This is a genomic window from Achromobacter sp. GbtcB20 (assembly GCF_019091095.1).
GTDB classification, from domain to species: Bacteria; Pseudomonadota; Gammaproteobacteria; order Burkholderiales; family Burkholderiaceae_B; genus Achromobacter; species Achromobacter mucicolens.
Genome location: NZ_JAGXJZ010000006.1, coordinates 85,553 through 100,573 on the forward strand (window position 1 = coordinate 85,553; position 15,021 = coordinate 100,573).

Here is a 15,021-nt window from a genome sequence, read left to right on the forward strand (position 1 = left end):
ACGGAGACATTTCCATGACGCAGATGATTATCGGCGGCCGCCAGGTCGATGCCCAGGACGGGCGCACGATCGAGGTCGTTTCCCCCGTAGACGGCGAGGTCTTCACCACCATCCCGCGCGGTCAGCAGGCCGACGTGAACGCGGCAGTGCAGGCCGCGCGCGATGCGCTGGAAGGCGCGTGGGGCGACATGACCGCGCTGGAGCGCGGCCGCCTGCTGATGCGCCTGGGCGAGAGCGTCCTGGCGCACCACGAAGAGCTGGCGCAGCTGGAGTCGCGCGACACCGGCAAGCCCATGTCCACCGCGCGCGGCGACATCACGGTGCTGGCCCGCTACTTCGAGTTCTACGGCGGCGCGGCCGACAAGGTCCACGGCCAGACCATCCCGTTCCAGAAAGACTATTCGGTGCAGCTCATCCGCGAGCCGCTGGGCGTCACCGCCCACATCATTCCGTGGAACTACCCCGCGCAGATGTTCGGGCGCAGCGTGGCGCCGGCGCTTGCCATGGGCAACGCCGCGGTGGTCAAACCCGCCGAGGACGCCTGCCTGTCGATCATCCGCGTGGCCGAACTGGCCCTGGAAGTCGGCTTTCCGCCGGGTGCACTGAACATCGTGACGGGCCTGGGCGAAGAAGCCGGCGCCGCGCTGTCGCGCCATCCCGGCATCAATTTCATCACCTTCACCGGCTCCAACGAAGTCGGCGTGCTGGTCCAGCAGGCGGCCGCCCTCAATGCGGTCAAGTGCGTGCTGGAACTGGGCGGCAAGTCGGCGCACATCGTGTTTGACGACGCCAACTACAAGCTCGCCATTCCGGCCATCGTCAAGGGCATCGTCCACAACACCGGCCAGACCTGCACGGCGGGCAGCCGCCTGCTGGTGCAGAAGGGCATCTACGCGGACTTCATGAAGGCGCTGGGCGAGGAATTTTCCAAGGTGCGCGCAGGCACGCCGGACATGGACCTGACTTGCGGACCGGTCGTCAACAAGGCGCAATACGACCGCGTCAACCGCTACATCGCCAAGGGGCTGTCCGACGGCTTGAAAGTGGCTGCCGAGGGCGGCATCGCGGACGGCGTGCCCAAGGGCGGCTTCTTCGTCAAACCCACGCTCTTTGCCGCTGCCAATCACGACAGCGACCTGCTCACGCAAGAGATCTTCGGGCCCGTGCTGGTCGCGCTGCCCTTCGCGGACGAGGCCGAGGCCATCCGCCTGGCCAACGCCACGGACTACGGCCTGTTGGGCGCGGTCTGGACCGAAAACGGCGGGCGCCAGCAGCGCGTGGCACGCGGCATCAAGTGCGGCCAGGTCTACATCAACGGGTTTGGCGCGGGCGGCGGCGTGGAGCTGCCCTTCGGCGGCGTGAAGAAAAGCGGCCATGGCCGCGAGAAAGGCTTCATCGCGCTGGAAGAAATGAGCACGACCAAGACCCTGATTCAGTTCTATGGCGAGTGATCGCCGCGCACAATACGGAGACAGAAAATGAGCCAGTTGCAAGGCAAGGTTGCGATCGTCACGGGCGGGGGAAACGGTTTCGGCGAGGGCATCGTCAAGCTGTACGCCAAGGAAGGCGCCAAGGTCGTGATCGCCGACATCAATAAAGAGGCCGCCGACCGCGTGGCTGCTGAAATCGGCGACGCCGCGCTGGCCGTGAAGGCCGACGTGTCCAGCCGCGCCGACATCGACAACGTGGTGCGCGCCGCGCTCGACAAATTCGGTACGGTGGACATCGTGGTCAACAACGCCGCCATCACCCACAAGAACCAGCCGATGCTGGACGTGGACGAGGCCACCTTCGATCGCATGTTCGACATCAACGTCAAGTCGATCTACCACATGGCGCAGGCCGTCGTGCCTGTCATGCGCAAGCAAAAGCGCGGCGTGATCCTGAACATCGGATCGACGGCCGGCATCCGTCCGCGCCCCGGGCTCAGCTGGTACAACGCGTCCAAAGGCGCGGTCAACGTGCTGTCCAAGTCGATGGCCGTGGAGCTGGGCGGCGAAGGCATCCGCGTCAACGCCATTTGCCCGGTCATGGGCGTGACCGGCATGTTCGAACTCTTCATGGGCCTGCCCGACACGCCCGAGAACCGCGCCAAATTCGTGTCTACCATTCCGCTCGGCCGCTTCTGCCAGCCGTCCGACGTGGCCGCGGCCGCGCTGTTCCTGGCCAGCGACGCCGCCGAGTTCATCACCGGCGTGGAGTTCCCTGTCGACGGCGGGCGCACGGTGTAGGGTTGGGCGCCGGCTTGCCGGGGTCGCAAGACCCCGCTCGCGCCGGCATGCCGGATGCCGCGTCCGCCCGCGGTCCGGATCACTTCTGTGGATGAAGACGCATGAAAATCAAAGCGGCGTTATTGCGGCAAGTGGGGGTCGAAGGACCGTACGCGCAGTCCCGGCCCCTGACCATTGCGGACATCGAGCTGGACCCGCCGGGCGTTGGCGAGGTGCTGGTCAGAATCCGTGCGGCGGGGCTGTGCCATTCGGACCTGTCCGTCATCAACGGCGACCGGCCGCGCGGCGTGCCGATCGTGCTGGGACATGAATCGTCGGGCGAAGTCGTCGAGACCGGCCCCGGCGTCACGGACCTGAAGGCCGGCGATCACGTCGCCATGGTGTTCGTGCCCAGCTGCGGCTGCTGCAACCCCTGCATGGAAGGCCGGCCTGCGCTTTGCGAACCGGGCGCCGTGGCCAACACCAAAGGAACGCTGCTGGGCGGCGAGCGCCGGCTGCACATCGGCGACGAGTACATCAACCATCACACCGGCGTGTCCTGCTTTGCGGAATACGCCGTGGTGTCGCGGCGCTCGTGCGTCAAGGTGAATGTGGAACTCAGCCACCGCGAAGCCGCGCTGTTCGGCTGCGCCGTGCTGACCGGCGCCGGGGCCGTCATCAACCGCGCCCGCATCAAGATGGGCGACACGGCCGCGATCGTCGGGCTGGGTGGCGTGGGCCTGAGCGCACTGTTGGCGGCGGTGGCCGCCGGCGCGCGCCGGGTGGTCGCCATCGACCTCAGCGACGAGAAGTTGGCGCTGGCGAAAGAACTGGGCGCCACGCACCTCGTCAACCCAAAGCAGATCAAGACCGACGACGACCTCATGGATCTGGCCGGCGGCCGCGTGGACTTCGGCTTTGACATGGCCGGCGCCGTGCCGGCCTTCGAAACCGCCTACAAGCTCACGCGCCGCGGCGGGGCGACGGTCACCTCCGGCCTGCCCAATCCCAAGTTCAGCTTTCCGCTGTCGCTGTCGCAAATGGTGGGCGAAGAGCGCGAGATCCGGGGCAGCTACCTGGGCTCGGGCGTGCCTGCCATCGACATCAGCCGCTACATCGACCTGTACAAGGCCGGCCGCTTGCCGGTCGACAGGATGATGGGCCAATCGTTTTCGCTGGACCAGATCAACGAGGGGTTCGATCACCTCGCCACCGGCGGCAGCCTGCGCGACGCCATCGTTTTCTAAGGGCACAGACCCGATCAACAACACTGGAGACAACACCATGAAGACCTCAAGACTGGCGGCCTTGCTGGGCGCCACCCTGCTGTCGGGCCTGACCACGCTGGCCATCGCGGCCGACAAGCCCAAGGAACTGAACGTCGGCATCTCGACCTTCCTGTCGGGCTCGGCGTCCGTGTTCGGCGTGCCGGCGCGCGATGCGGCCGACATCCTGATCGAAGAGATCAACGCGGGCGGCGGCATCGACGGCGTCAAGATCGTGCCCAGCTACATCGACGAAGGCGGCGGCGGCGAAAAGCTCTTGTCCGAATACCGTCGCCTGGCCGAAGGCGGCACGCGCGTGATGCTGTCGGCCATTTCCAGCGGCCACTGCAACATCGTCGCGCCCGTGGCCGAGGACCTGAAGGTGCTGAACGTGCTGTGGGACTGCGGCACCGAGAAGGCGCTGGAAGGCAAAAAGTACAAGTACGTCGTGCGCACGCAGGCCAACGCCACCACCGAAATGGTCGCGCAGGTGCTGTACCTGATGAAGGTCAAGCCCGACTTCAAGACCATCGCCATCGTGAACCAGGACTACGCCTGGGGCCGCGATTCGCGCGACATCTTCCTGGCCGCGCTCAAGAAGTTCAAGCCCGACGTCAAGGTCGTCGCCGAGATGTTCCCCAAGTTCGGCGCCGCCGACTTCTCCACCGAAATCAGCCGCCTGCAGGCGCTGCGCCCGGATGTCATCGTCTCCACATCGTGGGGCGGCGACCTGGACAACTTCGTGCGCCAGGCTTCGCAGCGCAACCTGTTCAAGAACTCCACCTTCGTGCTGTCGCTGGCGGAAAGCTCGCTGGAACGCCTGGGCAACGCGCTGCCCGAAGGCGTCCTGGTCGGCGCGCGCGGCGATCACTACTTCCTGCATCCGGAAACCAAGGACGATCCCAAGCACCAGGCCTTCGTGAAGAAATTCCACGACAAGACCGGCGCCTATCCGATCTACTCGGTCTATCACATGGTGCAAGGCATCTACGGCCTGAAGGCCGGCTACGAAAAGGCCATCAAGGACAACGGCGGCAACTGGCCCACGCCTGAACAGGTGGCCGCCGCCATGCACGACGTGACCTTCAAGGGCTACGGCCGCGAAGTGAAGATGCACCGCGCCGACGGCCAGGCCTTGGAAGCGCAACTGTTCGGCGTCACCAAGAAGAGCGACAAGTACCCGTTCAAGGTCCTGTCCGACATCACCATCGTGCCGGCTGAGCTGGTGACGCCCGGGGTGACGGATACGTCGATGGCATGGATCGAAAAGAGCCTGACGCCTGAGGTGTTGAAGAGCGACCAGATCAAGGTGTTCCCGAACTGATCGGGATGGACTGAGCAAGCAGCAGTGTGTGTAGTGCAGGGATAGCCCCGGCGTTAATGCCGGGGCGTTTTTTTCTACAGCTCCAACACCACCTTCTTCCCCCCGCTAGACCGCGAGCAGCACGCCATCATCTTGTTGTTCGCCTCGCGTTCCGCCCGCGTCAGCACCACGTCGCGGTGGTCGATGTCGCCTTCCAGCACGCGCACCTCGCACGACCCGCACAACCCTTCCTCGCAGTCGCTCTGCACATCGATGTTGGCGCCGCGCAGCGCCGTCAGCAGCGTCTGGTCCGCGGGCACGGTGATGACGATGCCCGAATCCTTCAGCACCGCTTCAAACGCCTGTTCCTTCGACGGATCCAACGTCCCAAGCGTGGAATGGAAGTGCTCCACCCGCAGCGCATCTTCCGGCCACGCCGCGCAGCATCCCGCCAGCGCGTCCAGCAGGCCCTGCGGACCGCACGCATACACCTGCGTGCCCGCGCGCGGTTCGGCAAGCAGGGCCGCGTAGTCGGCGCGAGTGCCTTCGTCCTTGACGTGCAGATGCAGCCGGTCGCCGTGCAACGCCGCCAGTTCTTCCGCCAGCGCCATGCACCGGCGCGATCGCCCGCTGTAATGCAATTCGTAGTCCAGCCCCAGCTCACGCGCACGCCGCGCCATCGCGCTGATCGGCGTGATGCCGATGCCGCCCGCGATCAGGATGAGCTTGGAAGCCGACTCGTCCATTCGGAAGTGATTGCGCGGGCCACGAATGCGCAGGCGCGCGCCGGGCGTGGCGTTCGCGTGCATCCAGGCCGAGCCGCCACGGCCATCCGCCTCGCGCAGCACGGCAATTTCAAACACGCCGGTCTCGACCGGGTCACCGCACAGCGAGTACTGGCGCGACAGGCCGGTGTCGCCGCATTCCACGTCGATGTGCGATCCGGGCGACCAGCGGGGCAGGGGCTTGCCGTCGGGTGACACCAGACGCAGCCGCAGGATGCCGTCCGCGGCCTGCTCTGCGCTTTGCACGACGACGGGCCGGGTGATGGCGTGCGATGAAGGCTCGCCGATGCGCACGGGATGCCTGTCTTCAAGCAGGGATGGGTTCGCGCGCTCCGGGTTCTGCGCCGGATCCCATTCCACCCACAGGTGCTCCGGCCCGCGGAAGGAGGTGTTGGGCACATAGGTGAAGGACTGCTCCGCCAGCTTCAGATGCGGCAGCCGGCGCGTCAGTTCCTCCAGGAAGATCTGCATCTCCATGCGCGCCAGGTTCTTGCCCATGCACTGATGCGAGCCATACCCGAACGTGAGCTGATCGCTGGCGTTTTCGCGGCGGATGTCAAAGAGGTCAGCGTCTTCGAACTGGCCTTCGTCATGGTTGGCCGACGAGGTCACGATCAGCAGTTTGGAGCCGGCCGGAATCGCCACGCCTGCGATTTCCACGTCGCGCGTGGCCAGGCGGCGCCACGCGGCAACCGATCCGTTGTGACGAAGGCATTCCTCGACCGCGTTGGGGATCAGGTTCGGATCCTCGCAGATCTCGCGCCAGGCCTGCGGATGCTGCAACAGCAGCTTGATGGCATTGGCCGACGCATTGGCCGTGGTCTCGTGCGCCGCCACGATGCCGGCCATCATCATCGAATGCAGGTACGAATCGGTGACCACCTCCGGGTGCGTCTGCTGCTTGCGCAGGCCGTATTGCATCCAGCCGGGGCCCGACGGGTCCTGCCGCATCTTGTCCAGGATCTTGCCGGCCAGCTGCCAGAAATTGCCGACCGCATGCGCGACGGCAACCTGCTCCTCGGGCTTGGGGCGGCCCCAGGTGTTCACGGTGTGCGCGATGGAATATTGCCGCAGCAGGTCCATGTCCTCTTCGGGCACGCCCAGAAAGTGCAGCGCCACGGTCAGCGGCACTTCCCACAGCATCTGGTCGACGAGATCGGCGCGCCCGTCGTCGATGAACCGGTCCACGTATTCGCGTGTCAGGCGACGCACCATGGGTTCATGGTGCTTCAATTCCTCGGGCGTGAACGGGTCCATCAGCACGCGTCGGCGCGGCATGTGCGCGGGCTCGTCCTCGTTCACCAGCGTGCGGTTCATGGCGTAGCCGTACGACGCCAGCACCGCGTTGGCCTCCGGCCCCGTCGGCGTAATTTTCTCCAGCGCGATCGAGGGGCTGAAGGTGATGTTGTCGCGGAAGATCGCCTTGATGTCGTCATAGCGCGTCACGACCCAGTAGCCCAACTGCGGACTGTAGAACACCGGCTCCTGCTCACGCGCCCAGCGCACGTATTCGGGCGGGTCCTGTTGATAGCCGTCGCCAAAGGGATCGAACGCGGCGGCGCGCGCGCTGACCGGACAGCCCGTCGGGCTTTGCTCGGCGGACAGCGCAGCGTGATCGATGGGACAGCCCGAGGGGCGCGGCGTGGCGGATGCTTGGTTCATGAGGTCGTTCCGTGTGTTCGTCTTGCGGGCCCGCCGCGGGGTGCGGCACATGCTTGCGGTTATGAATGCGGCGGGCCGGTGATGCGGGGTTCAACGTGATGCGGTCGAGCGTGATGCCTAGGCCGGCATGACGCGCATTCCCGCGTAATGCTCAATCCAGCGTGATGCCCAGATCTTTGATCAGCTTTTGCCAGCGGGCGCGTTCGGCCGTCAGCATCTCGGCATATTGCGCGGGCGTGTTGCCGATCGGCTCGATGCCGAACTCCACCAGGCGCTGGCGCGTGGCCGGGTCATTGATGGTCGCGACCACCTGCTTGTTCAGGGCGTCGATCACCGGCTTGGGGGTGGCGGCCGGCACTACCACGCCGACCTGCGCGGCGGCTTCCACGTTCTTCAGACCGATCTCGGCGAACGTCGGCACGTCGGGCAATTGCGGCAGACGCGTCGGATTGGCGACCGCCAGCGCCTTGACCTTGCCGCCGTTGATGAAGCCGGCGCCCGCGGCCAGGTCCACCATCATCGCGGGCACCTGACCGCCGGCGACATCCGCCAGGGCTGGCGAGGCGCCACGGTACGGCACGTGGGTCATCGTCAGGCCCGCCTCGACCTTCAGCAATTCCATCGCCAAGTGGTGCGGGCTGCCGGCGCCGGCCGAGGCGTAATCCAGGCCTTCCTTGCGTCCCTTGGCTTCAGCCAGGAACTCCTTGGCCGAGTTGACCTTCATGGCCGGGCCGACCACCAGGATCATCGGGAACCGTCCCATCAGCGTGACCGGCGCCAGATCCTTCGCCGGGTCATACGACAGCTTTTTGTAGAGCGCGGGGTTGAATACCAGCGTGCCGTTGTCGGCGGACAACATCGTGTAGCCGTCGGCCGGGGCGCGCGCCGTTTCCGACGCCGCAATTGCCGTGTTGCCCCCCGGCTTGTTCTCGATCACCACCGGCTGGCCCAGGCGTCCGGTCAGGCCTTGCCCGATGCTGCGCGCCAGGAAGTCCGACCCGCCACCCGCGGCATACGGCACGATCCAGCGCACGGGCTTGGACGGGTAATCGGCAGCCCCCTGCTGCGCGGACGCGCTGGCACAAGCCAAGAGGGGCAGGGCCATCAGGCCGGCCAGGATGTGGTGTTTAACACTGCGCATGGACAAGTCTCCTCGTTGTGGAATGTCAAAAGTGCATTCCTTGTTTGCGTAAAGCATATACGCAATGCGTAATTTTTGAAGAAGGGTTAACCTTAGTGCCGCTCCAGGCTTTCGGTCCCTCGGTTGCCGGCGAGCCCGCTGTTACGGAGCCGTATTTCCAATGAGCAAAGCCGCCTTGCCGCCCGAATCCGACCTCGCGTCTGATCTTGAATCCGCCGAAGCCCCGGCCGTCCGGCCTCGCGAACGCCGGCAGCGGGTCCAGGCCGCGGAAACCGGCATGTCCGTCCTGAAAGGCCTTGCTCGTCTGGGCGGCCGCGCGAGCCTCACGGCGCTGGCCGCCCACGTCGGCGAAAGCCCCGCCAAGGTGCACCGCTACCTGATGAGCCTCATTGCCGAGGGCCTGGTCGACCAGGAAGTGGCGACGCAGCAGTACCACCTGGGCCTCGAAGCGCTTTATGTAGGGGTAGCCGCCATGCGCCAGGCCGACCCGCTACGCATCGGCGAACCCGCGCTCGTGCGCCTGCGCGAAAGCCTGGCCGTCACGTGCTTCATCGCCGTCATGGGCAACAAGGGGCCGACTATCGTGCGATTCGAGGAACCCGGCTTGCCGGTCACGGTGAACGTACGCGTGGGGTCGGTGCTGTCGATGCTGTGGTCGGCGACGGGGCGGGCCTTTCTGGGTTTGCTGGACGAGGCGCCGGTGCGGGCGCTGGCGGAAGCTGAATTGGCCAGCGCGCCCGCCGAGCAGCGCGCGCTGCTGGATCGCGACGATCCCATCGGCGTCTTGCGTCGAGACGTGCGGGCGTTGGGGTGCGCCACGGTGAAGGACACGAACCTGCGCGGCATCAGCGCCGTCTCGGCGCCGCTGTATGACCATACTGGACGGGTCTGCGCGGTATTGACAGCGCTGGGCGCGACCGGCGGTTTTGACGTTTCCGAGAGCGGGGCGGTGGTGGCCGCGGTAAAGCGCGAGGCGCTGGCGGCCAGTGTGGCGTTGGGGTACGTGGCGGGGTGATCCCCTACCGCCCCACCTCCAACTTCCCCAACGCATCCCGGAAATCCGGATACTCCTTCAGAAACGCCTGATTGCGCTCGAACCGCCTGACCAGCCGATCATCGATCGTCAGATTCAGGACCGTGTCCTTATCCCACACCCGTGGCCGACGTTTCACCGGAATCGGTACCTTCTCCGTGAATTCCTTATACGAATCATGCGGTTCGCACTGTTCGTAATCCGTCGAGATCCGCTGCACCGTCCCCGCCTCCAACCCCGCCTGCCGCGCCTTTTCCTGTAGCCACGACGCCGGTAGCGTCTGCAGGCTTCCATCCTGATATCCGCCGCCCACGTCGGAATGCGCGCCGATGAACCAGCGTTGCTCGACGGGCAGGTTTGCGGGGCGTGGCGGCGAGCCCGCGCGGCGGGTCCAGAGCGTGGGGAAGTACGGCTCGCGGTATTCGTTGGTGGCGATGGCGTGGTACGCGTTCAGGACGTGGTTGCTCAGTTCCGTGTCGTGAAAGTTGTAGAAGCTGGAAAAGCCGGGAAACGAGATGCCGCCCACGGGGATGCCCAGGCTGCCCACGGTGTCCCAGACGCCGACGAAGTGCAGGTCGGTGTCGCGCGAGAAGCGGTCGCGGAAGGCGGCGGCTTCCAGGGATGACGGGGTGCAGTCGTCGCGGTACAGCGCGTAGGCCTCGGACACGTTAGCATCGGTGGCTTCGTTGAGCAGGCCGCATTTGCGCACCATGCCCGCGAGGCTGCGCGCGGAGTAGGCGCCGCGGCTGAAGCCGAAGAGGAAGATGCGGTCGCCGGGCTGGTGACGCTGGCAGAGCCACCGGTAGCCCTGCCGGATGTTGGCCGACAGGCCTGCGCCGAACGCGCCGCCCATGAATTTGTCGATGGCTGCCCACAGGCCCTGGCCCTGCGTGCCCACGCCCTCGATGTAGAGCGTTTCCTGCGTGCTGGTCTCGGGCGCGGCTTTGTAGAGCTCGTAGACATTGGTGCGGTCGTTAGGTTCGTTCCACGTGCCGTCGAAGAAAACGGCGAGGTTCTTCTTGACCATGATCGTCTCCCCACACACAGATAAAGGCTTGCGATACCTATGCCGCTGGCCGGGACAACGCCTGCGTGAGGCAAGCTAGCACGCGCGGCGATCGCAGCAGGGCACGGGGTTTCCCTGCTGCATGTCCGTACACCACCTTTTTGCCTAGCCCGAGGTGGGAGTCATCCTGAATCGCGCGGGAAAACAGCCGATCCGCCGATTGCTGGAGTACGCCGTCACTACCGCATCAGTAGCCATCCAAGACTGATATGGTTGGTATCCGGTCAGCGCAAAAAACGGCCCGGAGGCCGTTTTTCGGGGTGCTTGAAACCGGGTCAGGCGATCTGGAACTGCAAAGCCCCGTCATTGGCGGGCAAGGCTGCATTGGAGTATGTTGCGCGCTGGCGGCACGGGCCGCGCAACGCAACGATCACGGAAACACCACACATGGGACGTCTCGCCATTTTGGGCGCGCTGCACGAAGAGATCGCCGACCTGCTGGCGGCCATGGACCCCGGCGCGCAAACGCGCCGCATCGCCATGCGCGATTTTCAGGTGGGCACGCTGTGGGGCACGCCGTGCGTCATCGCGCTCAGCCGCATCGGCAAGGTGGCCGCGGCGGCGACGGCGTCCATCGTCATCCAGGAATTTGGCGTGACGCGCGTGCTCTTCACGGGCCTAGCGGGCGGCCTGCATCCGCAGGTGCGCGTGGGCGACGTGGTCGTGGCCGACGCCCTGATGCAGCACGACATGGACGCGCGTCCCTTGTTCGGCCGCCATGAAATCCCCCTGTTGGGACGCGAACGCTTCGATACCGATGCCGCCCTGAGCGCGCTGTTGCTGGACAGCGCCCGGGACTTTGCGGGCAAGGGCGGCTTGCCGGCCGCAACCGCCACGCCGCGTGTCCATCATGGCCTGATTGCGACGGGCGACATTTTCGTTAACGACAACGACCTGGCGCACGCGCTGCGCGAGCGTCTGCCCGATGCCCTGTGCCTGGAGATGGAAGGCGCGGCGATGGCGCAGGTGTGCCACGAGTTCGGCGTGCCGTTCGCGGTGATGCGCGTGATTTCCGACAGCGCCGATCACACGGCGAAGACGGATTTCACGGACTTTCTGGTCAATCTGGCGCGGCTGTACACCGCCGGCATCCTGAAGCCGCTGCTGCAATCCGGCGCGCTGCGCGACGCCTGACGGTCAATCCCCGCGCAAACCAGATATGCGATCCCGCGCATAGCCCCGGCCCGGTCCCGCGCCTACCATGCTGCAAACACAAGAACGAAGTTTGGAGACAGCATGAAAATCGCAAGTGCGCTGACCGCGGCCGGGCTTTGCCTTGGCATGGGGCTGATTTCCGCGGCGGGGGCCGCGTCCACCTATCCCGACCGGCCCGTGCGGCTGGTCGTTCCGTTTCCGGCGGGCGGGGCCACCGACCTGATGGCCCGCGCCCTGGCGCAGGGGCTGGGCGAGAAACTGGGCCAATCCGTCGTGGTGGAGAACCGGGGCGGCGCCGGCGGTGCGATCGGCGCCGAGGCGGTGGCCAACGCCGCGCCGGATGGCTACACCTTGCTGTACTCGACCATGGGGGTGCTGACGATCAACCCCACGCTGTACGCCAAGCTGCGCTACGACCCGCAGAAGAGCTTTGCGCCGATCGCGATGACCAATCTGACCGCGAACCTGCTCGTGGTGAATCCGGCGCTGCAGGTGAACTCGGTCGCGGAGCTTGCGGAACTGGCCCGCAAAAAGCCGGGCGAGCTGACCTTCAGTTCCTCGGGCAGCGGCACCACCAGCCATCTGTCGGGCGAGATGTTCAAGTCCACGGCTGGCGTGGATATCCGCCACATCCCGTACAAGGGCACGTCTGGGGCGATCAACGACTTCATGGCCGGTCGCATCTCGATGATGATCGACACCTCGTCCAACTTTGTCGAACAGGTCAAGCAGGGCAAGGTCAAGGCGTTGGGCGTGACCAGCCGCCAGCGCCTGGCGGCGCTGCCCGACGTGCCCGCCATCTCGGAGTCGCCGGGCTTCGAATCCTTCGAAGTCAGCTTGTGGTCAGGCGTGCTGGCGCCCGCGGGCACGCCGCGCCCGATCATCGACCGGCTGAATGCGGACATCAAAAGCGTGATGCTGGCGCCGCAGATGGTCGAGCGCATGGCCGGATACGGCATTCAGACAACCTACAGCACGCCCGAGGCGTTTGCCGAACGCATCCGCGCCGATACGCAGAAATGGGCGCGGATCATCGAGGCCTCCGGCGCACGCGCCGACTGAGCGCCAGCCCGTCTCGCCATCACCGCTTTCACGCAAGGACCTGCCATGCCCTCGATGCTTCGAATCCTGCTGACGGCGGCGGCCGCGCTGTCCGCCGTCTCGCTGTCCGCGCCGGCCGCGGCGGCTTATCCCGACCACCCCATCACGCTCATCAATCCTTACGCCGCCGGCGGTCCGGCCGACGTGGTGGCGCGCAGCCTGGCGCGCGCCCTGGAAAAGCGGCTGGGCCAGCCCGTCGTGGTCGAGAACAAGCCGGGCGGGGGCGCGTCCATCGGCACGGGCTTCGTGGCCCGCGCCAAGCCTGACGGCTACACGCTGCTGCTCGGCACCTCGGCCGGCCACGTGGTGACGCCGCTGATGCAGAAGACCACGTACGACGGCATCCAGGCCTTCGAATTCTGTTCGGTGGTGGCGGTGCAGCCCATCATGCTGGTCGTCAACCCGTCGCGCGGCATCAAGACGGTGCAGGCGCTGATCGCCCGCGCCAAGGCCGAACCCGGCAAGCTCAGTTATGGCTCGGCCGGCGTGGGCGGCGCCACGCACCTGGGCGCCGAACTGTTCCAGCAGGCCGCGCACGTGCAGCTCAATCACATTCCCTATGCGGGCGCGTCGCCGGCGATCAATGACGCCGTGGGCGGACAGATCGACCTGGCCATGCTGAACCTGTCGGCCAGCCTGCCGTTCATCCGCCAGGGCCGGCTGGTGCCGCTGGCGTACGCGGCCAGCGAGCGCTCGCCGCTGCTGCCCGACGTGCCGACGCTGGATGAGGCCGGGATGCCGGGCGCGCAGGCCGCCACCTGGTACAGCCTGGCCGCGCCCGCGGGCACCCCCGCGGACATCGTGCAGACGCTGAGCGATACCGTCCGGCGCGTGAACGACGATCCCGACTACCGCCGCGTGATGCAGGATCAGGCGATATCGTTGATGGCGTTGTCGCCCCAGGACGCCGGCGCTTATGTCCGCAAGGACCGCGCCGATATGCAGCGGCTGCTCGGCACGCTGGGGCTGCTGGCCAAATGACGATGAACCCTCCCGCGCCATGAACTTCGATTTCAGCAAACTGGCCTCGGCCGACGCCTTCAAGCTGCTTTCCAGCGTGGTCGTGCCGCGGCCCATCGCCTGGGTGGTCAGCCAGTCGCCGCAAGGTGCGCGCAACGCCGCGCCGTTCTCGTTCTTCAATGTGGTCAGCAGCGATCCGCCCATCGTCGCGCTGGGCATCGGCCCGCGCGGCGGCCAGTTGAAGGACACCTCGCGCAACATCCTGCAGACGGGGCAGTTCGTGATCAACCTGGTGTCGGCGGAGCTGGCCGAGCAGATGAACCACACCAGCCTGGACTACGACGCCGGCATCGATGAATTGGTGCGCGCCGGCCTGTCCACCGAGCCGTCCCTGATGGTGGCGCCGCCGCGCATCGCGCAAAGTCCCGCGGCGCTGGAGTGCGAGGTCTGGCAGGTGCTGGATGCGGCGCCCCAGCGCGTGATCGTGCTGGCGCGCGTGGTGGCGCTGTACCTGCGAGACGACGCCTTGCTCAACGCCGAAAAGTTTTACGTGGACACGCCCGCGCTGCGCCTTCTGGGCCGCATGCACGGCGCGGGCTGGTACGCGCACACCAGCGATCTCTTTCAGATGCGCACGCCCGACGCGGCCAACGATCCCGCCGTGCGGCCTACGCAGGGGCATTGAATGCGCGAGAAGACCTTGAACCCTTTTGGAGCCTGTCGATGAAACTGCATTGGTCGCCGCGATCGCCCTTCGTGCGCAAGGTGATGATCGTCATTCACGAGGCCGGCATCGAGGACCGCGTGACGCTCGTGCGCACGCCGGTCGCGATGGATAAGCCCAACCTGGATCTGGTGCCCGACAATCCGCTCATCAAGTTGCCGACGCTGGTGCTGGACGATGGCCAGCCGCTGTACGACTCGCGCGTGATCTGCGCCTACCTGGACGCGCTGACGGGCTGCGGCCTGTTGCCGGCCGACCCGCAGACCCGCCTGACCGCCGAACGGCGCCAGGCGCTGGGCGACGGCTTTCTGGACGCGCTGCTGCTGTTCCGCCAGGAACGCAACAAGCCCGAGGCGCGGCAGACGCCCGCGTGGCTGGACGCCTTTGCGCTCAAGACCCGGGCGGTGCTGGCTGCGCTGGAGGCCGAAGCGCCCGCGCTGCAGGCAAGCCGCTTCGACCTGGGCCTGATCGCCATCGGCTGCGCGCTGTCGTACATGGACTATCGTTTCCCGGATATCGTCTGGCGCGACGGCCACCCGGCGCTGGCGGCCTGGCACGCGCGGTTTGCCGCGCGCCCGTCCGTGATGCGCACGCAGCCCGACGAAACCCCGTAACG

General features: G+C 66.4%; 13 protein-coding genes. 10 read left to right on the top strand and 3 right to left on the bottom strand.

What is annotated here, in order from left to right; genetic code table 11:
• Window positions 1-14 precede the first annotated feature (14 nt).
• The 4 genes from KVT32_RS10840 to KVT32_RS10855 all read left to right on the top strand — a co-directional run bounded on the left by KVT32_RS10840 (window position 15) and on the right by KVT32_RS10855 (window position 4,799).
• Window positions 15-1,451: an aldehyde dehydrogenase family protein gene (locus KVT32_RS10840; RefSeq protein WP_128829112.1), complete on the top strand. Its 1,437-nt coding sequence runs from the start codon at window positions 15-17 to the stop codon at window positions 1,449-1,451.
• Window positions 1,452-1,478: 27 nt separating this feature from the next.
• A complete protein-coding gene (locus KVT32_RS10845; protein ID WP_056559207.1) occupies window positions 1,479-2,231 on the top strand; it encodes a glucose 1-dehydrogenase in 753 nt (250 codons plus the stop codon).
• A gap of 101 nt (window positions 2,232-2,332) precedes the next feature.
• Window positions 2,333-3,457 (top strand): zinc-dependent alcohol dehydrogenase family protein, encoded by a 1,125-nt coding sequence (locus KVT32_RS10850; protein ID WP_062839933.1) that lies wholly within the window; start codon window positions 2,333-2,335, stop codon window positions 3,455-3,457.
• A gap of 37 nt (window positions 3,458-3,494) precedes the next feature.
• Window positions 3,495-4,799 (top strand): ABC transporter substrate-binding protein, encoded by a 1,305-nt coding sequence (locus KVT32_RS10855; protein ID WP_152382653.1) that lies wholly within the window; start codon window positions 3,495-3,497, stop codon window positions 4,797-4,799.
• Window positions 4,800-4,873: 74 nt separating this feature from the next.
• Here the strand turns inward: KVT32_RS10855 and KVT32_RS10860 are convergent, their stop codons facing one another.
• Window positions 4,874-7,225, bottom strand: coding sequence for a cytochrome P450/oxidoreductase (locus tag KVT32_RS10860; protein WP_217618173.1), 2,352 nt, complete (start codon window positions 7,223-7,225; stop codon window positions 4,874-4,876).
• Between the two features lie 151 nt (window positions 7,226-7,376).
• Window positions 7,377-8,330, bottom strand: coding sequence for a tripartite tricarboxylate transporter substrate binding protein (locus KVT32_RS10865; RefSeq protein ID WP_254636851.1), 954 nt, complete (start codon window positions 8,328-8,330; stop codon window positions 7,377-7,379).
• Window positions 8,331-8,526: 196 nt separating this feature from the next.
• Here KVT32_RS10865 and KVT32_RS10870 point away from each other — a divergent pair, with 196 nt between their 5' ends.
• Window positions 8,527-9,381, top strand: a complete 855-nt coding sequence (locus KVT32_RS10870; RefSeq protein WP_217618175.1) for an IclR family transcriptional regulator — start codon at window positions 8,527-8,529, stop codon at window positions 9,379-9,381.
• A gap of 4 nt (window positions 9,382-9,385) precedes the next feature.
• Here KVT32_RS10870 and KVT32_RS10875 read toward each other — a convergent pair whose 3' ends face one another.
• On the bottom strand, window positions 9,386-10,426 hold the full coding sequence (locus KVT32_RS10875; RefSeq protein WP_217618176.1) for a DUF2235 domain-containing protein: 1,041 nt from the start codon (window positions 10,424-10,426) through the stop codon (window positions 9,386-9,388).
• Between the two features lie 426 nt (window positions 10,427-10,852).
• Between KVT32_RS10875 and KVT32_RS10880 the strand changes: the two genes are divergently transcribed.
• The 5 genes from KVT32_RS10880 (at window position 10,853) to KVT32_RS10900 (ending at window position 15,019) form a co-directional block, all read left to right on the top strand.
• Window positions 10,853-11,599 (top strand): 5'-methylthioadenosine/adenosylhomocysteine nucleosidase, encoded by a 747-nt coding sequence (locus tag KVT32_RS10880; RefSeq protein WP_217618177.1) that lies wholly within the window; start codon window positions 10,853-10,855, stop codon window positions 11,597-11,599.
• Between the two features lie 102 nt (window positions 11,600-11,701).
• On the top strand, window positions 11,702-12,682 hold the full coding sequence (locus KVT32_RS10885; protein ID WP_056325121.1) for a tripartite tricarboxylate transporter substrate binding protein: 981 nt from the start codon (window positions 11,702-11,704) through the stop codon (window positions 12,680-12,682).
• A gap of 54 nt (window positions 12,683-12,736) precedes the next feature.
• Window positions 12,737-13,702 carry a tripartite tricarboxylate transporter substrate binding protein gene (locus KVT32_RS10890; RefSeq protein ID WP_175156227.1) on the top strand — a complete coding sequence of 322 codons (966 nt, stop codon included), beginning with the start codon at window positions 12,737-12,739 and terminating at the stop codon, window positions 13,700-13,702.
• A 19-nt stretch (window positions 13,703-13,721) separates the two neighbouring features.
• On the top strand, window positions 13,722-14,366 hold the full coding sequence (locus KVT32_RS10895) for a flavin reductase family protein (protein ID WP_152382648.1): 645 nt from the start codon (window positions 13,722-13,724) through the stop codon (window positions 14,364-14,366).
• Window positions 14,367-14,404: 38 nt separating this feature from the next.
• Window positions 14,405-15,019: a glutathione S-transferase family protein gene (locus KVT32_RS10900; protein WP_152382647.1), complete on the top strand. Its 615-nt coding sequence runs from the start codon at window positions 14,405-14,407 to the stop codon at window positions 15,017-15,019.
• Window positions 15,020-15,021: the final 2 nt, after the last annotated feature.

Excerpts from the sequence above, each read along its gene's own strand:
- KVT32_RS10840 (WP_128829112.1), top strand. The coding sequence starts at position 15 with ATGACGCAGATGATTATCGGCGGCCGCCAGGTCGATGCCCAGGACGGG.
- KVT32_RS10845 (WP_056559207.1), top strand. The coding sequence starts at position 1,479 with ATGAGCCAGTTGCAAGGCAAGGTTGCGATCGTCACGGGCGGGGGAAAC.
- KVT32_RS10850 (WP_062839933.1), top strand. The coding sequence starts at position 2,333 with ATGAAAATCAAAGCGGCGTTATTGCGGCAAGTGGGGGTCGAAGGACCG.
- KVT32_RS10855 (WP_152382653.1), top strand. The coding sequence starts at position 3,495 with ATGAAGACCTCAAGACTGGCGGCCTTGCTGGGCGCCACCCTGCTGTCG.
- KVT32_RS10860 (WP_217618173.1), bottom strand. The coding sequence starts at position 7,225 with ATGAACCAAGCATCCGCCACGCCGCGCCCCTCGGGCTGTCCCATCGAT.
- KVT32_RS10865 (WP_254636851.1), bottom strand. The coding sequence starts at position 8,330 with ATGGCCCTGCCCCTCTTGGCTTGTGCCAGCGCGTCCGCGCAGCAGGGG.
- KVT32_RS10870 (WP_217618175.1), top strand. The coding sequence starts at position 8,527 with ATGAGCAAAGCCGCCTTGCCGCCCGAATCCGACCTCGCGTCTGATCTT.
- KVT32_RS10875 (WP_217618176.1), bottom strand. The coding sequence starts at position 10,426 with ATGGTCAAGAAGAACCTCGCCGTTTTCTTCGACGGCACGTGGAACGAA.
- KVT32_RS10880 (WP_217618177.1), top strand. The coding sequence starts at position 10,853 with ATGGGACGTCTCGCCATTTTGGGCGCGCTGCACGAAGAGATCGCCGAC.
- KVT32_RS10885 (WP_056325121.1), top strand. The coding sequence starts at position 11,702 with ATGAAAATCGCAAGTGCGCTGACCGCGGCCGGGCTTTGCCTTGGCATG.
- KVT32_RS10890 (WP_175156227.1), top strand. The coding sequence starts at position 12,737 with ATGCTTCGAATCCTGCTGACGGCGGCGGCCGCGCTGTCCGCCGTCTCG.
- KVT32_RS10895 (WP_152382648.1), top strand. The coding sequence starts at position 13,722 with ATGAACTTCGATTTCAGCAAACTGGCCTCGGCCGACGCCTTCAAGCTG.
- KVT32_RS10900 (WP_152382647.1), top strand. The coding sequence starts at position 14,405 with ATGAAACTGCATTGGTCGCCGCGATCGCCCTTCGTGCGCAAGGTGATG.